Below are 21,087 nucleotides of genomic sequence, written 5' to 3' on the forward strand. Positions count from 1 at the left end.
GACGCCTTTCACTCCGCACGGTGAAAGCGGGTGTTGTGTTGCCGAACAGTGGACAGGGGTGTGGAGAAGCTGGGGACAACGCAGCCCCGCCTGTGGGCTGCCGGTGGACAACATCGGATGGTCCCTGTGGACGAATATTTTGTCCACAGGCTGTGGATCACTGTTGACCACAAATCCCCAGGCCCTTGACCTGGCCTGATGGAGTATCGGCAGTCACCCCTGTGGAAGCAATATGGACAACTTCGCGATCCCCAGGCTGTGGAGGGGAAATTTTCCCCAGATCTGTGGAGAACCGCAGGTCGGCGGCGTGTATTCGAACACCAGGGCCGGGGCGGCGGCGTGCGGATGGCGCCGGGAACGGGTCCGGGAGGCCTTTGGAGGCTCCGCCGAGGTGACCTGGAGCTCCACGGAGGCGTTCCGGAGGCCGGCAGAAGAGCTCCCGGTGGCCGGCAGGAACGCTTCAGGACCACGCCGAGGCGTGCCCCGGCCCCATGGATGTGGGCAGGAGACGACGAAGGACGCCCCTGCCGGACTTGTGCGGAAGTCCGGCAGGGGCGCCCTCGGCGCCGTGCATGAAGTTGTGCCAGAAGCCGTACCGGCGCTCTGTCAGCCGTTCTTGATGCGGTTGGTGAGCTCGGTGACCTGGTTGTAGATGGAGCGTCGCTCAGCCATCAGCGCACGGATCTTGCGGTCCGCGTGCATCACTGTCGTGTGGTCGCGGCCGCCGAACTGCGCGCCGATCTTGGGCAGTGAGAGATCCGTCAGCTCACGGCAGAGATACATCGCGATCTGGCGAGCCGTCACCAGCACCCGGCTGCGTGAGGATCCGCAGAGGTCCTCCACGGTCAGACCGAAGTAGTCGGCGGTCGCTGCCATGATGGCCGTCGCCGTGATCTCCGGAGCCGAGTCCTCGCCACCCGGGATCAGGTCCTTCAGCACGATCTCGGTCAGCCCGAGATCCACCGGCTGCCGGTTGAGGCTGGCGAAGGCCGTGACCCGGATCAGCGCTCCCTCCAGCTCCCGGATGTTGCGCGAGATGCGGGAGGCGATGAACTCCAGGACCTCCGGCGGGGCGTTGAGCTGCTCCTGCACCGCCTTCTTACGGAGGATCGCGATGCGCGTCTCCAGCTCCGGCGGCTGCACATCGGTGGTCAGACCCCACTCGAAACGGTTTCGCAGCCGGTCCTCCAGGGTGACCAGCTGCTTGGGCGGCCGGTCCGAGGACAGCACGATCTGCTTGTTGGCGTTGTGGAGCGTGTTGAAGGTGTGGAAGAACTCCTCCTGCGTCGACTCCTTGCTCGCCAGGAACTGGATGTCGTCGACCAGCAGGATGTCCACGTCGCGGTACCGCTTGCGGAAGGTGTCGCCCTTGCCGTCGCGGATCGAGTTGATGAACTCGTTGGTGAACTCCTCGGAGCTCACATAGCGCACCCGGGTGCCCGGGTAGAGACTGCGCGCGTAGTGCCCGATGGCATGCAGCAGGTGGGTCTTGCCGAGCCCCGACTCCCCATAGATGAAGAGGGGGTTGTACGCCTTCGCGGGTGCCTCGGCGACAGCGACGGCGGCGGCGTGCGCGAATCGGTTGGATGCGCCGATGACAAAGGTGTCGAAGAGGTACTTCGGATTCAGCCGGGCATGGGGTTCGCCGGGACCGGGTGCGGGTGCGGGCTGTGCACCCATCGGTCCGGTGGCGCCGCCGGGTCGTCCGGTGCCAGGACCGCCCTGCCGGTGCTGGGGGTCCGGCATGTCGTGACGCTCGGGGCGCAGCTGCTCGTAACCCTGGTGCTCGGGCGGCTGGGACCGGTAGTCGTGCTGCTGGGGGCGGTAGTCGTGCTGCGGCTCACGCCACTGCTCCGCGGACGCGTCGCGCTCCTGGAATCCGCCGAGCCGGGGCTGCTGCCAGGAGAGGTCCTCCTGGGTGCGCGGCCAGGCGCCGGGCTCGGGGCGCTGCTGCTGGTAGTCGGGGTAGGCGGGGCGGGCCGTCGGCATGCCGTCGTCCGAGGGCCGGTGGCCGTATCCGTCGTACGCGTCGTTGTGCTGCCGCTCGTCGTGCTGCGGTCCCTGGTAGCGGTGCTGCTCAGGCTGCTGGGACTGGTGCATCGGGGGTGCCGGCGGGTTCGGCGGTTCGCCCGCCGAGTCGTCGACAGTGATCGCGATCCGGATCGGGCGTCCGCATTCACGGCTCAGCGTCTCGCTGATGAGCGGCGCAAGCCGTCCCTCGAGGACGCGCTTGCCCCATTCGTTGGGCACGGCGAGCAGCGCGGTGTCGGCGACTAGCGCGAGCGGCTGGCAGCGCTCGATCCACTGCTTGTCCTTCGGCTCGATGCCCTGCTGGCCCTCCCCGAGGAGTTGCTCCAGCACTCGTGGCCACACTGCGGCAAGATCGGCAGGTACGTCAGCCACAAGGCACGCTTTCTCGCTGGTCCCACGAATGTGTGGTTCTCGGGACGGGATGGGTCGGGACGGGTGAGGCCCGGCAGGCGGGAAGAAAAAGAACCGCAGTCCAGCCACGGTAGTCAGGCCGACCCGTGAGGTTCAAGTCGTTGTCCACAGGCTGTGTACAGCGCGGGCCCTCGCGGGGCGGGTTTGACCGGATGGCGTAGCCGCGCGTACCGTGACCAGGTCGAGTTGTCGATGGCTGCTGCCGCCTGCCTCCGATGGGCAAAGATCACGATCTGTGATTGTGAAGCGGTGCACTAAGGCGTTTACGCGAATCCCTCGTGGGCGCACGGTGACAGCCAGGCGATGTCCCGCCAACACACAATCATTTCTGGAGCCCCCGAGTGAGCAAGCGCACCTTCCAGCCGAACAACCGTCGTCGCGCGAAGACCCACGGCTTCCGGCTGCGTATGCGCACCCGTGCCGGCCGCGCGATTCTCGCGTCCCGCCGTGGCAAGGGTCGCGCCAACCTGTCCGCCTGATCGCGTACAGGTCATGACGTGCTGCCTACCGAGAATCGGCTGAGGCGGCGCGAGGACTTCGCGACCGCAGTACGTCGAGGACGCCGGGCCGGACGGCCACTACTCGTCGTCCATCTACGCAGCGGTGCAACGGACCCGCACGTGACTGGGGAGAGTGCTCCCCCGCCGCGTGCGGGTTTCGTTGTCAGCAAAGCCGTGGGTGGCGCGGTCGTACGCACAGCCGTGAAGCGGAGGCTTCGCCATCTGGTCCGCGATCGTCTGGCCATGCTGCCCCCCGGTAGCCTGGTTGTCGTACGAGCGCTGCCCGGATCGGGCGACGCCGACCATGAACAGCTGGCCCGAGACCTGGACGCCGCTCTTCAGCGGCTGCTGGGAGGGGGCGCGCGATGAAGTACCCGCTGCTGGCTCTGATCAAGCTGTACCAGTGGACGATCAGCCCACTCCTCGGGCCTGTCTGCCGTTACTACCCGTCGTGTTCCCACTATGGATATACGGCGATCGACCGGCACGGAGCGATCAAGGGAACCGCGCTGACCGCGTGGCGCATCCTGCGGTGCAATCCGTGGTCACCCGGCGGCGTGGACCATGTTCCGCCACGCAAACGTCCGCGTTGGCACGAACTGCTGCGTAATGCACTGCGTAGCAGCAAGGCCGGGGACTCCGCCGCTGATGTGCCTCTTGGGGGGACGGCCTCTGAACCCCCGAGCCCGGCCGCAGAGACTTCGCCCAATGCTCAAGGAGCCTGATTAGTGGACACGATTGCCAGTCTGTTCAGCTTTATCACTTACCCCGTTTCGTGGGTCATCGTCCAGTTCCACACGCTGTATGGAGCGATCTTCGGCGATAACACGGGCTGGGCCTGGGGCCTGTCCATCGTGTCCCTGGTGGTGCTGATCCGGATCTGCCTGATCCCGCTTTTCGTCAAGCAGATCAAGTCGACCCGGAACATGCAGGTGCTCCAGCCGAAGATGAAGGCGATCCAGGAGCGCTACAAGAGCGACAAGCAGCGTCAGTCCGAAGAGATGATGAAGCTGTACAAGGAGACGGGTACCAACCCGCTCTCCTCGTGCCTTCCCATCCTGGCGCAGTCGCCGTTCTTCTTCGCCCTGTATCACGTGCTTTCGGCCATCGCCTCGGGCAAGACGATCGGTGTCATCGACCAGCCGCTGCTCGACAGCGCCCGCCAGGCGCACATCTTCGGTGCTCCGCTCGCTGCCAAGTTCATGGACAGCGAAGCGACGGTCCAGGCGCTCGGTGCCTCGCTGACCGATGTCCGGGTCGTCACCGCGGTCATGATCGTCATGATGTCGGCGTCGCAGTTCTTCACCCAGCGCCAGCTGATGACGAAGAACGTCGACCTGACGGTCAAGACGCCGTACATGCAGCAGCAGAAGATGCTCATGTACGTCTTCCCGCTGATCTTCGCCGGCATGGGCATCAACTTCCCTGTCGGTGTCCTCGTCTACTGGCTGACCACGAACGTCTGGACCATGGGTCAGCAGATGTACGTGATCAACCAGAACCCGACCCCGGGCAGCAAGGCGCAGACCCACTACCTGGAACGTCTGCTGAAGAGCGTCACCGCTCACGGGGAGGTGCGCGGCCGGGCCAGGCGCAACACGATCAAGCGGATCGTGGCCAAGGGCCCGGACCGTAACGACATCGAGCGGAAGTTCATCACCGGACTGGCCAAGCTCGGCCTTGTCGCCCAGGAGGACGGCACGGTGACGAAGAGCGATACCGCTCTTGCCGAGGCCGAGGGTGGATCCGCACTGAAGCGCCAGCAGCCCAAGCGCCAGACCAAGGCGAAGCGTCAGAGCGGTACGACTCAGGCCGGTGCCGCTCAGCCCGGTGCCGCTCAGCCCGGTGCGGCGAAGGAGACCGACTCCACCGCGTCGGAGGCCAAGACCTCGCTGCAGAAGCAGGACGACAAGCCGAAGCCGGCGGGCAAGCCCGCGTCCGGCTCCTCACGCCAAGCCAAGTCCGGACAGCGCAGGGGCCCCCAGCGGCCCAAGCACCCGTCCAAGAAGTAAGAAGGAGTCCATCCGTGACGGAAGGCACCACCTCCACGGCCGCTGAGGGCAGCGACACCTTGACCCGCCTTGAGCAGGAAGGGGAGATCGCAGCTGACTACCTCGAGGGCCTGCTCGACATCGCCGACCTCGACGGTGACATCGACATGGACGTCGAGGCGGACCGGGCCGCGGTCTCGATCATCAGCGACTCGGCACGTGAACTGCAGAAGCTCGTGGGCCGCGACGGTGAGGTGCTGGAGGCACTCCAGGAGCTGACGCGACTGGCTGTGCACCGGGAGACCGGTGACCGCAGCCGTCTGATGCTGGACATCGCAGGCTTCCGGGCCAAGAAGCGTGCGGTCCTGGCCGAGCTGGGTGCCAAGGCCGCGGACGAGGTCAAGAAGACCGGTGAGCCGGTGAAGCTGGACCCGATGACGCCGTTCGAGCGCAAGGTTGTGCATGATGCGGTTGCGGCCGCAGGTCTGCGCAGCGAGTCGGAGGGCGAGGAGCCACAGCGCTTCGTCGTCGTCCTCCCGGCCTGATCGGACCCTTGTTCTGTCGGCCCCGTCTGTTCGCAGGCGGGGCCGATCTTTGTCAGCCTGATAGTCAGCCACCCACAGTGCGGTAGTGCGGTATGGAAGGACGGTTCCCGTGACGGCGGAAGTAGAGCTTCCCCAGGCGCCTGAAGAGGCCCGGGCAGTTTTCGGTGAGTTCTTCCCGGAGGCTGTCCGGTACGCGGAGCTCCTTGCCGATGCCGGGGTCAAGCGCGGTCTGATCGGCCCCCGCGAAGTGCCTCGGCTGTGGGAACGGCATCTGCTGAACTGTGCGGTGCTCTCCGAAGTGGTGCCCGAAGGTGTCACGGTCTGCGATGTGGGCTCCGGAGCGGGCCTTCCGGGGATTCCACTGGCATTGGTGCGTCCCGACTTGAAGATCACCTTGCTGGAGCCGCTGCTTCGGCGGACGAACTTTCTCCAGGAAGTCGTCGAGTTGCTCGGGCTGGACCATGTCACCGTGGTCCGCGGCCGGGCCGAGGAAGTCCTGGGGACGCTTCCGCCGGTCCATGTCGTCACGGCCCGGGCCGTGGCGCCGCTCGATCGACTCGCCGGCTGGGGTGTGCCACTGCTGCGCCCCTACGGGGAGATGCTGGCGCTCAAGGGCGACACTGCCGAGGAGGAGATCAACGGCGCACGGGCCGCTCTGAGCAAGCTCGGCGTGGTGGAGACCGAGGTGCTGCACGTCGGGGAGGGCGTGGTCGAACCGATGTCCACCGTGGTGCGCGTAGTGGTCGGCGAGAGCCCGGGCGGTGTGAGGTTCGCCGCAAAGAGGGCCAAGGCCGCAAGGACGAGCCGCACGCGACGGCGACGCTGAGCCGCGTAGTCACGTTGCGAGATCAGCCATTACGTACAGTTCGTGCCGTCTATCGGTAATGCCCCGCACAAGCAGCCAACGCACTCTGTGCGGAGTGTCGTGCCCCTGTAGCTAGGCTGCAGGGGCATCGTGTTTCACGTGAAACGTCGCTCTCTGCTGCATGGAATCATCGGCCGCGGCCGTGCGGCTGCCGCTCCGCGCCATCGCAGGCCCGCTAGGGCTACGGAGTTGTCCACAGAAGTGGATTCATCCACAGAAGAGCGGGCCTCGCTGGTTCACGACCCCGAAAGCATGGCAGGCTCTGCTCATTGCGAGCCTGAAGTCGAGGAGAGTGAATCCTTGCGGTCCGACGCCAACATCGCGGGACCGATGACCGATCCGGTCCCCGGTCCCCGAACCGAATCGGCGGGGGACGGTGTTTCACGTGAAACACCGCCGCCGATGGATGACACACCCATCGGTCGTGCGGCCCAGCTGGCGGTCGAGGCCCTCGGCCGCGCCGGCGAGGGGCTGCCCCGCCCTGACCAGACACGCGTCATGGTGGTGGCCAACCAGAAGGGCGGCGTGGGCAAGACAACCACGACGGTGAACCTTGCCGCCTCGCTTGCACTCCACGGCGCACGTGTTCTGGTGGTCGACCTCGACCCGCAGGGAAATGCCTCCACGGCCCTGGGCATCGACCACCATGCCGAAGTTCCCTCTATCTATGACGTTCTGGTGGAGAGCAAGCCGCTCTCCGACGTGGTGCAGCCCGTACCGGACGTCGAAGGTCTCTTCTGCGCCCCTGCCACCATCGATCTCGCCGGTGCGGAGATCGAGCTGGTGTCGCTGGTGGCGCGGGAGAGTCGACTGCAGCGAGCGATCCAGGCGTATGAGCAGCCACTGGACTACATCCTTATTGACTGCCCGCCTTCGCTCGGTCTGCTGACGGTCAACGCCCTGGTCGCGGGCGCTGAGGTGCTGATCCCCATTCAGTGCGAGTACTACGCGCTGGAAGGACTGGGACAGCTGCTGAGGAACGTTGATCTCGTCCGGGGGCATCTGAACCCGGATCTGCATGTGTCGACGATCCTTCTCACCATGTACGACGGTAGGACCCGGCTTGCTTCCCAGGTGGCGGAGGAGGTGCGCAGCCACTTCGGCAAGGAGGTGCTGCGCACAAACATCCCCCGGTCGGTACGAATCTCGGAGGCGCCGAGTTATGGGCAGACCGTTCTGACCTACGACCCGGGTTCTAGCGGATCCTTGTCGTATCTCGAAGCAGCTCGTGAGATTGCCCTGCGGGGGGTCGGGGTGCACTACGAGGCCCAGCACGCCCACTCAGGCAGCCAGAACAGTCAGCAGAACATTTCGGAGGGGATCCAGTGAGTGAGCGTCGTAGAGGATTGGGGCGTGGGCTGGGCGCACTGATTCCCGCTGCCCCGCAGGAACGTCAGGTGCCAGCCTCCGAGCCGGTCGCGGCCTCGCCCGGCGCGATTCCGGTGATGACGGCCGAGCGAGGAGTGGCCGCTGCGAAGGTGGCCACGCTCGCGGCTGCTTCCGCTGTACCGGGGCCGAGCGCGCCCGTCTCGCAGCCCGAAGCCTCCTCCGAGGCGACGGGCGCTGCGGGAGCGTACTTCGCCGAGGTTCTCCTCGGCTCCATCACTCCGAACCCCCGGCAGCCTCGTGAGGTGTTCGACGAGGACGCGCTTGCCGAGCTCGTCACCTCCATCAAGGAGGTCGGTCTCCTCCAGCCTGTCATCGTGCGGAAGCTGGGACCGGAGCGCTACGAGCTCATCATGGGCGAGCGGCGCTGGAGGGCCTGCCGTGAGGCGGGTCTGGAGCGCATCCCGGCCATCGTGCGGGCCACGGACGACGAGAAGCTGCTCCTGGACGCACTCCTGGAGAATCTCCACCGGGCTCAGCTGAACCCACTGGAGGAGGCAGCCGCGTACGACCAGCTGCTCAAGGACTTCAAGTGCACGCATGACCAGCTGGCCGACCGTATCGGGCGGTCGCGCCCGCAGGTGTCGAACACGCTGCGGCTGCTGCGGCTCTCCCCGCCTGTGCAGCGCAGGGTCGCTGCCGGGGTGCTGTCGGCCGGTCATGCCCGAGCGCTGTTGTCCGTCGACGACTCCGAGGAGCAGGATCGGCTGGCCCATCGCATCGTGGCCGAAGGCCTCTCGGTGCGTGCGGTCGAGGAGATCGTGACCCTGATGGGTTCCCGGACCACCAGTACCCCAAAGGCCAAGGGGCCCCGGGCCGGCGGTCGGCTGTCTCCCGCTCTCTCCGATCTTGCTTCCCGGCTCTCGGACCGCTTCGAGACCAGGGTGAAGGTCGACCTCGGGCAGAAGAAGGGAAAGATCGTCGTCGAATTCGCCTCGATGGAAGATCTGGACCGCATTCTCGGCAGTCTGGCGCCGGGTGAGGGCCGCGTGCTGGAGCGGCGTCTTTCCGAGGAGTCGGCCGAGGGCGGCGAGGGCTGACACCCGCCGAGTGAGCCGTGGGGCGGGCCGTGTGCGGGTACTTACCGGAACACGGCCCGCCCTTTGCTTTCTCACAGTGTCGGCTTCGTCTCCGGGTGGATACGATTCATTCTGATATGGCACATCCAGCTTGATCCACCTCGGCGGAGGGAGGGCCATGCGATCAGTGAGCCGCAGCCGGCTGGTGACAGTGGGGCTGGGCTTGGGAGCCGTCGGAGGGTTTGTCGGCGGCCTGCTCCACGAACGGAGTGCACTGACCGCCGCACGCGATGCGGCGGGCGAAGGAAGCGAGGAACAGCCTTCATGGGACGGCGGCTCGTACCGCTCACACTGGATAACCTTCCCGATCTCCCCAAGCGCTGCCGCTCGTGTGTCTTCTGGGAGCTTGATCCGGTCAGTGGGGAAGCTGCGGTAAAGGCAGGCACTCCGGAGCTGGAAAAGGAAGCGTGGATCTCGGCTGTCCTGCTGGAGTGGGGATCGTGTGGCCGGGTCGTCTATGTGGACGATGTGCCGGTCGGCTTCGTCCTCTATGCGCCACCGGCGTATGTTCCGCGTTCGACCGCCTTTCCCACCAGTCCCGTGTCCCCCGATGCCGTGCAGTTGATGACTGCGTGGATCATGCCCGGGTATCAGGGGCAGGGTCTGGGGCGGGTCATGGTGCAGACCGTCGCCAAGGACCTGCTGCGACGAGGGTTCAAGGCGATCGAGGCCTTCGGTGATGCCCGGTGGAAGGAGCCGGCCTGTGTACTTCCGGCTGACCATTTGCTGGCGGTGGGCTTCAAGACCGTACGCCCGCATCCGGTGTATCCACGGCTGAGACTGGAGCTGCGCACGACGCTCTCGTGGAAGGAAGACGTCGAATTGGCACTGGACCGGTTGCTGGGTGCCGTACAGAAGGAACCGGCACTGCGCCCACTGTGATCCGAGAGCTCAGGAGAACGTGAAACGGGTCCATCCCCTCAAGGGATGGACCCGTTTCACGTGAAACAGTGCACCGTGGTCCTACTTGGCGATGAAGCCTTCGAGGTCGCGGAGGATTGCGGCCTTCGGCTTGGCGCCGACGATGGTCTTGGCGACCTCGCCGCCCTGGTACACGTTCAGCGTCGGGATCGACATCACGCCGTACTTGGCGGCGGTCGCCGGGTTCTCGTCGATGTTGAGCTTGACGATTTCGATCTCGTCGCCGTGCTCGGCTGCGATTGCCTCCAGGGAGGGAGCGATCTGGCGGCACGGGCCACACCAGGCTGCCCAGAAGTCCACCAGTACGGGCTTTTCGCTCTTCAGGACGTCCTCCTCAAAGGAGTCGTCAGTCACGTTCTTCAGGGCGCCGGCCACGGCGGCCTCCTTAACTTCGCGGGGGTGTGGGGTGAGAGGCGTGGATCAGACGGCTGCCGCAGCGGCCTTCTCTTCGTCGGCGAGCACGGCAAGGAAACGCTCGGCGTCGAGGGCGGCGGAGCAGCCGGTGCCGGCAGCGGTGATGGCCTGCCGGTACGTGTGGTCGACGACATCGCCGGCGCCGAAGACGCCGGTCAGGTTGGTGCGCGTCGAGGGAGCGTCGACCTTGAGGTAACCCTCGTCGTCCAGGTCGAGCTGCCCCTTGAAGAGCTCGGTACGGGGGTCATGGCCGACGGCGATGAACAGACCGGTTACCGCAAGCTCGGACGTCTCGCCGGTCTTGGTGTTGCGCAGGGTCAGACCGGAGAGCTTCTGCTCGCCGTGAACCCCGGCGACTTCGCTGTCCCAGGCGAACTTGATCTTCGGGTCGGCGAAGGCACGCTCCTGCATGGCCTTGGAGGCGCGCAGCGAGTCGCGGCGGTGGACGATCGTGACCGACTTGGCGAAGCGGGAGAGGAACGTCGCCTCTTCCATAGCCGTGTCGCCGCCGCCGACCACAGCGATGTCCTGGTCCTTGAAAAAGAAGCCGTCACAAGTGGCGCACCAGGAGACACCGCGTCCGGAGAGCGCATCCTCGTTGGGCAGACCGAGCTTGCGGTGCTGGGAGCCGGTGGTGACGATGACAGCCTTGGCACGGTGCACCGTGCCGGCCGTGTCGGTGACGGTCTTGATGTCTCCGGCGAGGTCGACGGCGATCACATCGTCGGGAATGAGCTCGGCGCCGAAGCGCTCCGCCTGGGCGCGCATGTTGTCCATGAGCTCGGGGCCCATGATCCCGTCCTGGAATCCGGGGAAGTTCTCCACGTCGGTGGTGTTCATCAGCGCGCCACCAGCGGTGACGGCGCCCTCGAAGACCAGAGGTTTCAGCGACGCACGTGCGGTGTAAAGGGCGGCTGTGTAGCCCGCGGGGCCGGAGCCGATGATGATCACATTACGGACGTCGCTCACGGGTTTCTTCCTCGTCTCTGCAGACTGCCTACTGTCCACGCCTACTGGGGTCGGTTCAACGACTCTCACCCCACCCAACGGATCCTACGGGGGATGCATTCCCAACGTGCCGGAGCGGCGTCCAGTGCCATTCTCAGGGGCGGGGGTAGGCGTGGGTCAGGAGAAGATCGCCCCTGCCTGCGGGGTCTGTGCGGACGCAGCTCGCATCGATGACGTAGGCCTGGACGAGGGTGGCGTCGGTCTCGTGTGGCAGAACGACGAGGAAGGCGTTGGTGTCCTCGTAAGCGCCTTCCTCGACAGCGAGTGGGGCAGCCTCTCGTCCGGTGCCCAGCTGTACGCAGGCGGGGACGGACGTGACGGGAGCGCGCAGCGGTGTGCCAGAAGCTGAGGCGGCAGGGGACTTGTCCTCCGGGGTCGACTGGACATCGACGGACGGTGCCTGCTTCTCGGCGTTGGGATGCTTAGGAGAGGACGCTTCGGCATTGCTCAGGAGGCTGTGTACGCGCTGGCTGAGCGGGGAGCCCGAGAATGCGCTCACTCCCGCCTTCGAGGAACTGACTCCCATGTCCGCCGCCTTGGACCCAGCGGAGTTCTGGGACGTCTGGACCATCTGCAGCATGAGGACGCTCATGCCCACCGCCGCCGCGCCGAGCGCTGTGCCGAGGACGATGCGGCGGCGGCGCCGTGACGACTGGCGGCCAGGGCCGCCGACGGCCCTGGGGTGCCCTGAGGGACGGTCCGCAACGTTGGACTGAGCCGCCCTGTTCTCCGCTTCACGGCCCCGCGCCTCTTGCTTTCCCGCTACCTGACGCTGTTCTGCGGCGGCTTCTGTTTCACGTGAAACATCGGCCTCGGCGGCCAGCGCGGCATCGATACGGTTTGCGACATCCTCGGGCATACGCACGGGAGCGGGCAGAGTGCCGAGGAGTTCGCGGATCCCTTCGAGAGCGGACCGGACGTCGCCACAGAGTGCGCAGTCATCCACGTGGCGGCCTACTTCCGCCGTGCGGGATGGCGAGAGCAGCCCTTCGGTGAGCTCGGAGATCTCCGAGACGTCCGGGTGCTGGGTCGTGTCGGTCGTTGATGTCACGTGCGCCCACCTCCGCCCTTCACTCCAGCGGGATCACTGGTCTCTGCGTCCTTTGGCCCCGATGCGGGTGGGACGGATGCTCTCTGCGTCCGGTTCCTTCCCATGCCGAGTTCACCGTTCTCTCCGACTTCACCACGGAGGTGCGTCAGGAGGGGGGCCAGTCGGGCCCGGCCCCGCGCACAGCGGCTTTTCACGGTGCCGGTCGGCACCCCGAGGATGAGGGCAGCCTCCGCTACGGGATATCCCTGCATGTCCACGAGAATTAGTGCGGCCCGTTGTTCGGCGGGAAGTGTGCCGAGCGCCGCCAGAAGTTCGCGGTGTAGATCCTGACGCTCGGCTGGTGCCTCGGCGGATTCGTGGGGCTCCAGGAGCTGTTCGAGTCGCTCGGTGTCGTCGACGGGTGAGGTCTTGCGTGACGCCGCCTTGCGGACCCGGTCGAGGCAGGCGTTGACCGTGATGCGATGCAGCCAGGTGGTGACGGCAGACTGGCCGCGGAAGGTATGAGCGGCCCGGAAGGCGGAGACCAGGGCGTCCTGAACCGCGTCGGCCGCTTCCTCGCGGTCTCCCAGCGTTCGCAGTGCCACGGCCCAAAGCCGGTCGCGGTGGCGCCGTACGAGTTCACCGAAAGCGTCCGGTTCACCGGCTACATGACGAGCGAGGAGGTCTGAGTCGCTGAGTGGCTCCACAGGCTCGGCGGCCACCTCCCCTCCCTCCCTCTGTGTATCAGGTCCGTCTGTCTATCACGATTCAGGCGGGTGGGGTCAGAGAGATGAGGAAGCTTGGTCCGATGAGTGCTGCGGTCGTTCGGTACTGCTCGCGCAGCAGGCCGACGGGGAGGATGAGTCCCCGTCGGCCTGTGCTGTCAGCCGAGAACGGAGATCTCCGAGATGCCGCCGCGGAAATCGCTCGCTGACCCGTCCGGCGGCAGTTCGGTGATGTGGATCAGGATGTAGCGAGTCCGCACCGGTTCATCGAGGTTCTTCTGCAGGCTGTTCCCGGCCGTAGCGAGCTGCGTGAGGCGCTGCGAGAAGTCGGACAGGGATGACGGCGCGGATGCGCTCTTGTCGGCGGCCAGCACTTCGGCCTTCTGACCGCTGCGGTACATATCGATCTTGATGCCTCTCACGTCCTGCACACTGCCGAGGTCAACGACTATGCCGCTGCCTTGCTTGCGGTACGCGAGGTTGCCGAAATTTGCGTAGCCCTTGTACTGCTTGGTGACCCAGGCCGTGTCCGACTTGCCGTCCACGGCATAGGGCACATCCTCCGGCTTTATCCCTGAGCCGTCGGGCATGAACTCCGTCGCTTTGACGATCCGCAGCGGCTTGGTCGGAGCGGGAGCGTGCTTGTCGCCGTTCGACGGGTTGGTCTGTGTGCTGCCAGGGTCACCCGGGTCGTTGTCGTGGAGCAGCGTCTCGGCGAGCTGCCAGCTGCCGAGACCCAGGGCCGCGATCAGCAATGCGGACACGGCCCACTTGAGAGCCTTGCCGGTGCGGCTCTGGAGCGGCGCCGGGGGTGCGGCCGTCACGGGCTTAGTCACGGATGCGCCGGGACGGGCGGACGGACGTCCGTAGGTGCCCTGCTGGTAGGTCGTCCGCTGGTACTCGGGCGGAGCCGTGAACGTGGGCTCGGGCGGGCGGATGCGCGGCATCGCCGCGACGGCCTTGGCAAGCTCGTCCGGGGTGGTGCACGGCTGTTCCTGCCGGGAGGCGGTGGCGCCGTCGTTGGCCAGGGCGCGCATGGCGAGCTCGGAGAGACCTCGGTGCACGCCGGCCCGCACCTGATCGGGGGCGATCAGCCCCACGCCCTTGGGTAGTCCGGAAAGACCGTACGCGTCGTTCTCGTACGGCCAGCGTTGTGTCAGCGCGGCGTAGAGCAGGGCGCCGATCGCCTCCGTGTCCGTGCGCTGAGGGCGCTCTGCGGTGATGCCGCGCAAGGCGGCGTTAACAGCGAGGCCACGGATCCGGTACTGACCGGTCGAGCTCCGCAGCACCGCTCCCGGGGTGAGCCTCAGATGCGCGAGGCCCTCGCGGTGCGCGGCCGCCATGGCCTGGGAGATCTGGCTGACCAGCTGGTACGCGTCGTGAGCGTCCATGGGGCCAGAGGCCAGCAGAGCGGTGAGCTCGGTGGCGTCGGGAAGCCATTCATGGACGACGTAGACAAGGTCGTCCTCCTCGACCGCGTCGAGGACCTGCACGAAGCGGGGGTCGCCGAGCAGTGCGGAGGACCGGGCCGCGGCCAGCACGGAGCGGGCTCGCGGGTGGTCCGCGGGGAGCAGATGGACGCCCACCGCGCGGCGCAGTTTCTCGTCGACAGCACGCCAGCTGCTGAATCCGTCCAGACGGGTGACGCACTCTTCCAGTCGGTAGCGCTGGGCAAGTCTGTGGCCGCTGTGCAGATCAGGGGTCGCCGAGGCGGCCTCCGGGCTGCTTCGCTCATCGTCTGCGTCCCGGGGGCTGGTGCCCGCCGATTCCTGGGCTTCTGCCGTCCCGTCGGTCGTGGCCTCGTCCGCCTTGGCGGCCAGCGGCTCATCACCGCTGTTGTCGGCCACGTCGACGGCAGCCGTGCTACGTTCCGCCACCGTCGTTCCTGCCTCCCCATCCGTTGCGCGATGCCAGCCAGCTCTGCACAGTCACGCCAATTGTGCCCACACTCCAGCGCTATGCACGACACACGGAGAGCGGCGATGGTTGTGCGGGCCGGTTGATCCTCAGCGTCCGAGCCGCCCTCGGACCATCCCGACCATGCCGTTGATCTCTTCGATCCGCATGCGCTTCGCCGCGATGAAGAAGACCCCCATCAGCACGGTCCCACCGCAGAGCAGGGCGATCAGCGAACCGAAGGCACCCTCGCCCAGGCCCTGGAGCAGTGCGAAGCCCACGCCACCGCCGAGGATCGCCGCGGGGATCGCCGCGAGGCACAGACGGGCGTAGGTACGGACGACGTGTGCGCCGTCCAGGTCGCCGCCCAGCCGGTTGCGCAGTCGGCGCCAGGCGATCCCCACGCCGACGGCATAGGCCAGCCCGTACGAAGCCGCCATGCCGACGACCGCCCACTGGGCCGGAAGCACCACGTAGCAGAGAGCGGAAGCGGCGGCATTGACCCCGGCGACGATGACTGTGTTGTAGAAGGGCGTGCGGGTGTCCTCGTAGGCGTAGAAGCCACGGAGCACCACGTACTGCACGGAGTACGGGATGAGGCCGAGGGCGAACGCCATCAGGATGAAGCCCATGGACCTGGCGGCCTCGGTGCCGCTGGCGGAGTACAGCAGCGTGCACATCGGCACGCCCAGCGCGAGGAACGCGAAGGCGACCGGCACGATCGCCACGGCGGAGTTGCGCAGCCCCTGCGAGATGTCGTCGCGGACCGCGCCGGGGTCGTTGTCGTGGGCGGCCCGGGAGATACGGGGCAGCAGGGCTGCCATGACCGAGACGGTGATGATCGCCTGAGGCATGCCCCAGATCAGCTGCGCATTGGAGTAGGCGAGAAATCCCGTGCCCTTCCTGTCGGAAGCCTCGCCAGCGGCGGTTGCGAGCTGCGTGACGACCAGCACGCCGGCCTGGTTGGCGAAGACGAACAGAACGGTCCACTTGGCCAGCTTGACCGTCTTGCCGAGTCCATGGCCCTTCCAGTCGAAGCGTGGACGGAAGCGGAAGCCGGCCTCACGCAGATACGGAATCATCGCCAGGGCCTGGACGACAAGGCCGAGCAGTGTGCCGATACCCAGCAGCCGGACGCCCTCCGGCGGAATCGTCTGCACACCCATGTGGGATTCGGCGGAGGTGCCGTAGACCCAGATGAACATGCCGAACGTGAAGATCATGACGATGTTGTTGAGGACCGGGGTCCACATCATCGCGCCGAACTTTCCGCGGGCGTTCAGGATCTGGCCCATCACCACGTGCACGCCCATGAAGAAGATGGTCGGCAGGCAGTACCGGGCGAAGGTGGTGGCCACATTGTCGGCCGCCGGACGGTTCGCGATCGTGCTCGACATCAGATGGATCAGCAGGGGAGCAGCCAAGACCGCGATCCCGACGATCACACCGAGTGCGACCATGACGAGCGTGAGCAGGCGGTTGGCGTACGCCTCGCCGCCGTCCTCGTCGTCCTTCATGGAACGGACGAGCTGAGGAACGAAGACCGAGTTGAGCCCGCCGCCCACAGTGAGGATGTAGATCATCGTCGGCAGCGTGTAGGCGACGGTGAAGCTGTCACCGAGCAGCGCCGCACCCAGCGCGGCGGTGATCACCAGGCTGCGGACAAAGCCGGTAAGACGGGACACGAGTGTGCCGGCCGCCATCACCGCGCTGGACTTCAGCAGGCTGGAGGCCCGGCCGCCGGACTTCGGCGGGGCGGGTGCCGGAGCCGGTTCTGGCTCGGACGGAGCGGGGGACCCGGCCAGGCCCTCCTGGTCCCGGAACAGGTGAGCGAACGCGTCCGGTTCCTCGTGGTGCTCGGATGCCTGGGTGACGAGGTCGTCCACACCGACGAACTGCGTGGTCGCCGCGTCGTCCCCGTACGGCAGGTGCCGGGACGGGCCGTCAGGCTCGGGCGGCGGGGTCTGCGCCCAGATGCGTGGATCGGGGGCGTACTGCGCCGCAGGCGGCTGCTGGTAGAGCGGCTGCGGCGACTGGTACATGCCAGGGGGTGGCGGCGGGTGGGCGGCGCGGTCGTACAGGGCCTCGGCCACCGGGTCCTGGGCGGACAGATCGTGAGCGCGGTAAGGGTCGCGGTCGTACGCGTCCTGGACGTACGGGTCGGGCGGCAGCGGCACCTGGCCCGGGCCAGGTGGCATTGGGGGGCCACCGGAAGAACCATCTCCGCCCGCACCCTGACCATGGTCACCGTCGTACGGCGCGTTCATCGAAACCCCACCTCATCGTCCCCGGCCGACCGGCCACGACACACATCGCTCAACGGTCTACTTTCTCACCCGTGCCTGTAGGCCCCCCGCTTTCCGGACCGGTGTCCGGCGTCGGGTCACTCGGCTGCTCGGGTTCACCGCCGTCGTCCCCGGCCGGGGCGCTTGCGTTGGCACGCTTGCGATGGGCGTACATCCTGATGCCCGCGAGGACCAGCAGCAGCAGCCCGCCGGCGATCACCAGCAACACGGTCGGTGTGACCTCGGAGACCTTTACCGTGAAGGTCATCTCTTCGCCGTACGGCATGTTGTCCTCGGTGTACAGCTGCGCCACAACCTGTACCTGGCCGTTGGCGTTCGCAGCTGCGTCGAACTTCACGGACTGGCTGTGGCCACCGGCGATACGGATCGGCTTCTCGGCCACCGCGCCGCCGTTGTTCAGCTTGAGCCGCGTCGGGTTTTCCGACTTCAGCCGGAGCACCAGATGATCGACATCCTGCAACAGCCTGTTCTGCACGGTCACAGGGATCGTGGCGCTGCGGCCGGACAACGTGACGTCCGACTTCGAAATGAGCTGCACCTCGTTGATGAGGCCCTGCAGATATGTGCGTACCGAGTCCCGGTACTGCTGTGCCTCCAGCGGCCTGCCGCGCCAGGACGTCGACATGGCCCGGTTGATCGCGTTGCCGAAGGGGGTCACCACCCGCTCCGGCTGAGTGAGGATGACTTGGAAGCTGCCCAGCGAGACCTGGGTGGACTTGATGTCCTGGAAGGCTTGGGTGGGCAGCTCCTGGCTGCGGAGCCTCTTCGGGTACTGGGAGGTCCCGGGAACCCGCGTCGTCGCCTGGGCGTCGGGCTCGGCCTCGGCCGCGCCCACGAGGTCGAGAGGCTGCGTCCACCGTTCGTCGTCGAGGGCGTGCAGGGCGCGTGCCATCGACTGCGCCTGAGCGGCGGTCGGCATCCGTTGTGGCGCGACGACGATGCTGCGCTTGGTGTCCGTGTCCTGCTCGGTCAGCGCGAGGGTTGTGGCGAGGAACTTCTGAACGGCGAGAGTCGAATCCTCCGCACGCGACATGTCTCCCTCGAAGGCCTTGGAGAGCCGGGAGTCGGCCACGATGGCGTTGGTACCGCCACCGATCGGCCGGGCTGCGGTCGGTGTGTACGGCAGTTTCCCTGTTTCCTGGAGGCTGTCGCTGCGGGCGATCACGTTGTGGGCACCAGCCGACGTGGCGACATCAACGATCGAAGGATCGATCGCGCCGTCGACCGGCCATGCGAAGTCGGTGGACGGCTTCACGTGCAGGATCGTCTCCACCGTTGTGCCGGCCACCTCGGTGGCGGTCTGCAGGTGGCTGAGGGTCCCCGAGACGTTCTTGCCGCGGTGTGCGATGGACGCAAGATCGGGATCGGCGAAAGGCAGCGCCACGACCTTGCTGTCCGCCACCGCCTTCTCCAGTGAGCTGAGCCACTGCTTGGCAACGGCCTGGTTCTTCCCGGGAACGGTGGTGTCGTCGACCTTGACGCGGTAGCTCCTCGCCATGGCATCGACGCTGGCCAGCAGATCCGGGTCGATCACCCAGGTGACGGGCAGCTGGCTGCCCAGCGAGACCATCTGGTCGAGGCGACCGCCCGGAGCGATCTCGGCCGCCAGGTTGTCATCGGCGAAGACCGGTGTCTGCTGCTCATCCGAGCCGGTCTCGGCAGTGACATGGGCGGATGCGATCAGCGGCCAGAGATAGGTGACGTTGGTCCTGGAATCGCTCTCCTCCGTCTGCCAGGGGAGGAAGGTGCGCTGGATTCCGAGCACCTGCTCGTACTGGGTGCGTGCGGTCCGCCCGGACAGGGAGACACCGAGCTGGTAGACACCTGCGCCGTCGAGTTCCAGCTTGTCGACGGGCACGGACAGCGTGAAGTCCTGGCTGATGCCCGAAGGGAGCTTTGCGAATTCCACCGTGTACTTACCGCCGATCGCCGCGGGATCGCTGCTGGGCATGTACCCGGTGCGCGCCGCGGCGTCGTCGATCGATGTCCTGCTGAAGAGCCTCGGCCCGACACGCAGATCGACCCGGGCATCGGTGACTGATTCCTTACTCCTGTTGGTCAGGGTGCCGGAGACGGTGAGCGTGTCCCCCTTGACCGGTGCACTGGGAGCCAAGGTGTCCAGGGACACATCGACGGTGCTGGAGCCGGTGGGAGCCTTGCTCGCCACGTCGGCCTGCGCCGTGGGCGCGGCAGTGCCGGCCAGCAGCGCTGCCACGAGCGGTGCTGCGACGACCAAGGATGCTGTGCGCCGCAGCCACCGGCGGGCAGGAGAAGGACTGATCCCCTGGATGTCTGCCGCCTCGGCCACGCGCCTACCCGTCCCTCGTCGTCGTCAGCTGCTGTCGATGGTTGTCGGTTGCTGCGTCCCCGCATGGTAACGATGTGCGCGGGTGCTAAGTGCTCGGGTGTGCGCTACATGATCGGGAGAGTCTTGCAGGGCGGAAAGAAACGATGACGCCTGGGCCGGTCCAGGCACGTACCCTTTTCTGTTGTGCCGAACGCCAATGAAGAGAATTCCAGTGCCCTGACCCAGGTGCAGCATCGCGCAGTCAGTGAACTGCTCCGGGTCTCCCCGGTCGCCGACGACCTTGCCCGCCGATTCCAGGTTGCCGGATTCAGTCTGGCCCTGGTCGGTGGCTCGGTCCGGGACGCGCTTCTCGGCAGGCTCGGGAACGATCTGGACTTCACCACCGACGCCCGGCCCGAGGACGTTCTGAAGATCGTGCGCCCATGGGCTGACTCGGTGTGGGAGGTCGGTATCGCCTTCGGCACAGTGGGCTGCCAGAAGAACGGCTACCAGATCGAAGTCACCACGTACCGGTCGGAGGCGTACGACAGGACCTCGCGCAAGCCCGAGGTCTCCTACGGCGACTCCATCGAGGAGGACCTCGTACGCCGAGACTTCACGGTCAACGCCATGGCCGTCGCGTTGCCGCAGAAGGAATTCATCGACCCGCACGGCGGTCTGGAGGACCTGGCGGAGCGGGTGCTGCGCACCCCCGGGACACCCGAGGAGTCCTTCTCCGACGATCCCCTGCGCATGCTGCGTGCCGCGCGCTTCGCCGCGCAGCTGGACTTCGAGGTCGCTTCTGATGTCATCACTGCGATGACGGAGATGGCGGGCCGTCTCGAGATCGTCTCCGCCGAGCGGGTTCGTGAGGAACTCAACAAGCTGCTGCTCTCCGCGCACCCTCGCAAGGGACTGGCACTCCTGGTCGATACGGGACTGGCGCAGCGGGTGCTGCCGGAGCTGCCCGCGCTGCGGCTGGAAAGTGACGAGCATCACCGCCACAAGGACGTCTACGAGCACTCGCTGACCGTTCTGGAGCAGGCGGTCGACCTGGAGGAGGACGGTCCCGACCTGACTCTTCGGCTTGCCGCGCTGCTCCATGACATCGGTAAGCCGCGGACCCGGCGTTTCGAGAAGGACGGACGCGTCTCGTTCCATCACCACGAGGTGGTGGGCGCCAAGATGGTCAAGAAGCGCATGACGGAGCTCAAGTACTCCAACGACACGGTCAAGGACGTCTCGAAGCTGGTGGAGCTGCATCTGCGCTTCCATGGCTATGGCGACGGCGAGTGGACCGACTCCGCCGTCCGCCGGTATGTGCGGGATGCGGGCCCGTTGCTGGAGCGGCTGCACAAGCTGACGCGCTCGGACTGCACGACGCGGAACAAGCGCAAGGCCGGCGCGCTCTCGCGCACCTATGACGCGCTTGAGGAGCGCATCGCACAGTTGAAGGAACAGGAGGAGCTGGACGCCATCCGTCCCGACCTGGACGGCAACGAGATCATGAAGACGCTGGGTGTCGGCCCTGGACCGGTGATCGGCAAGGCGTACGCGTTCCTGCTGGAGATGCGGCTGGAGAACGGCCCGATGGGGCATGACGTGGCCGTCGCGGAGCTCAAGAAGTGGTGGGCCGAGCAGAGCTGAGGGTGGGGCCGTGGTCATGTTTCACGTGAAACATGAAAGATCGGA

Annotated in this window: 18 protein-coding genes; 10 read left to right on the forward strand and 8 right to left on the reverse strand. The window is 66.6% G+C overall.

The window, feature by feature from the left end; all coding sequences use genetic code 11:
* Positions 1-606 precede the first annotated feature (606 nt).
* A complete protein-coding gene (gene dnaA / locus AB0915_RS24035) occupies positions 607-2,403 on the reverse strand; it encodes a chromosomal replication initiator protein DnaA (protein ID WP_366693036.1) in 1,797 nt (598 codons plus the stop codon).
* A gap of 380 nt (positions 2,404-2,783) precedes the next feature.
* Between dnaA and rpmH the strand changes: the two genes are divergently transcribed.
* From rpmH to AB0915_RS24080, 9 genes are all read left to right on the forward strand, one after another.
* Positions 2,784-2,921: a 50S ribosomal protein L34 gene (gene rpmH, locus AB0915_RS24040; protein ID WP_030930485.1), complete on the forward strand. Its 138-nt coding sequence runs from the start codon at positions 2,784-2,786 to the stop codon at positions 2,919-2,921.
* Positions 2,922-2,939: 18 nt separating this feature from the next.
* A complete protein-coding gene (gene rnpA, locus AB0915_RS24045) occupies positions 2,940-3,311 on the forward strand; it encodes a ribonuclease P protein component (protein WP_078840444.1) in 372 nt (123 codons plus the stop codon).
* Positions 3,308-3,667, forward strand: a complete 360-nt coding sequence (gene yidD, locus AB0915_RS24050; protein ID WP_366693037.1) for a membrane protein insertion efficiency factor YidD — start codon at positions 3,308-3,310, stop codon at positions 3,665-3,667. The genes rnpA and yidD overlap by 4 nt, the downstream gene beginning before the upstream one ends.
* Positions 3,668-3,670: 3 nt before the next feature.
* A complete protein-coding gene (gene yidC, locus AB0915_RS24055; protein ID WP_366693038.1) occupies positions 3,671-4,954 on the forward strand; it encodes a membrane protein insertase YidC in 1,284 nt (427 codons plus the stop codon).
* 14 nt (positions 4,955-4,968) lie between these two features.
* A complete protein-coding gene (locus AB0915_RS24060) occupies positions 4,969-5,478 on the forward strand; it encodes a R3H domain-containing nucleic acid-binding protein (protein ID WP_030930494.1) in 510 nt (169 codons plus the stop codon).
* 109 nt (positions 5,479-5,587) lie between these two features.
* Positions 5,588-6,304, forward strand: coding sequence for a 16S rRNA (guanine(527)-N(7))-methyltransferase RsmG (gene rsmG, locus AB0915_RS24065; protein WP_366693039.1), 717 nt, complete (start codon positions 5,588-5,590; stop codon positions 6,302-6,304).
* Between the two features lie 291 nt (positions 6,305-6,595).
* Complete coding sequence (locus AB0915_RS24070) at positions 6,596-7,672, forward strand: ParA family protein (protein WP_366693047.1); 1,077 nt, start codon at positions 6,596-6,598, stop codon at positions 7,670-7,672.
* Entirely contained in the window at positions 7,669-8,769 is a 1,101-nt protein-coding gene (locus AB0915_RS24075) for a ParB/RepB/Spo0J family partition protein (RefSeq protein WP_366693040.1), read from the forward strand. The genes AB0915_RS24070 and AB0915_RS24075 overlap by 4 nt, the downstream gene beginning before the upstream one ends.
* A 303-nt stretch (positions 8,770-9,072) precedes the next feature.
* A complete protein-coding gene (locus AB0915_RS24080; protein WP_037702094.1) occupies positions 9,073-9,690 on the forward strand; it encodes a GNAT family N-acetyltransferase in 618 nt (205 codons plus the stop codon).
* Positions 9,691-9,771: 81 nt separating this feature from the next.
* Here AB0915_RS24080 and trxA read toward each other — a convergent pair whose 3' ends face one another.
* The 7 genes from trxA to AB0915_RS24115 all read right to left on the reverse strand — a co-directional run bounded on the left by trxA (position 9,772) and on the right by AB0915_RS24115 (position 19,416).
* Complete coding sequence (gene trxA / locus AB0915_RS24085; protein WP_366136037.1) at positions 9,772-10,104, reverse strand: thioredoxin; 333 nt, start codon at positions 10,102-10,104, stop codon at positions 9,772-9,774.
* Between the two features lie 45 nt (positions 10,105-10,149).
* Positions 10,150-11,112, reverse strand: coding sequence for a thioredoxin-disulfide reductase (trxB, locus tag AB0915_RS24090; protein WP_358856646.1), 963 nt, complete (start codon positions 11,110-11,112; stop codon positions 10,150-10,152).
* Positions 11,113-11,245: 133 nt separating this feature from the next.
* Complete coding sequence (locus tag AB0915_RS24095; protein ID WP_366693041.1) at positions 11,246-12,202, reverse strand: hypothetical protein; 957 nt, start codon at positions 12,200-12,202, stop codon at positions 11,246-11,248.
* Positions 12,199-12,903 carry an RNA polymerase sigma factor SigM gene (gene sigM / locus AB0915_RS24100; protein ID WP_366693042.1) on the reverse strand — a complete coding sequence of 235 codons (705 nt, stop codon included), beginning with the start codon at positions 12,901-12,903 and terminating at the stop codon, positions 12,199-12,201. The genes AB0915_RS24095 and sigM overlap by 4 nt, the downstream gene beginning before the upstream one ends.
* A gap of 161 nt (positions 12,904-13,064) precedes the next feature.
* Positions 13,065-14,783: a serine/threonine protein kinase gene (locus AB0915_RS24105; protein ID WP_366693043.1), complete on the reverse strand. Its 1,719-nt coding sequence runs from the start codon at positions 14,781-14,783 to the stop codon at positions 13,065-13,067.
* Positions 14,784-14,912: 129 nt separating this feature from the next.
* Entirely contained in the window at positions 14,913-17,069 is a 2,157-nt protein-coding gene (gene murJ, locus AB0915_RS24110; RefSeq protein WP_366693044.1) for a murein biosynthesis integral membrane protein MurJ, read from the reverse strand.
* Positions 17,070-17,118: 49 nt separating this feature from the next.
* On the reverse strand, positions 17,119-19,416 hold the full coding sequence (locus AB0915_RS24115; protein WP_366693045.1) for a DUF6049 family protein: 2,298 nt from the start codon (positions 19,414-19,416) through the stop codon (positions 17,119-17,121).
* A 183-nt stretch (positions 19,417-19,599) separates the two neighbouring features.
* On the opposite strand from AB0915_RS24115, the gene AB0915_RS24120 reads away from it, so the two are divergent.
* The gene (locus AB0915_RS24120; protein WP_366693046.1) at positions 19,600-21,042 is read left to right on the forward strand and encodes a CCA tRNA nucleotidyltransferase; all 1,443 of its coding nucleotides are present in this window, start codon (positions 19,600-19,602) and stop codon (positions 21,040-21,042) included.
* The last annotated feature ends 45 nt before the right edge of the window (positions 21,043-21,087 follow it).

Origin of the sequence: Streptomyces sp. NPDC048411, assembly GCF_040704695.1 — a bacterium.
Classification (GTDB): Bacteria; Actinomycetota; Actinomycetes; order Streptomycetales; family Streptomycetaceae; genus Streptomyces.

What these genes read in the sequence shown, in the direction of transcription:
- yidD (WP_366693037.1), top strand. Translation starts at nt 3,308, where the DNA reads ATGAAGTACCCGCTGCTGGCTCTGATCAAGCTGTACCAGTGGACGATC.
- AB0915_RS24070 (WP_366693047.1), top strand. Translation starts at nt 6,596, where the DNA reads ATGGCAGGCTCTGCTCATTGCGAGCCTGAAGTCGAGGAGAGTGAATCC.
- AB0915_RS24080 (WP_037702094.1), top strand. Translation starts at nt 9,073, where the DNA reads ATGGGACGGCGGCTCGTACCGCTCACACTGGATAACCTTCCCGATCTC.
- murJ (WP_366693044.1), bottom strand. Translation starts at nt 17,069, where the DNA reads ATGAACGCGCCGTACGACGGTGACCATGGTCAGGGTGCGGGCGGAGAT.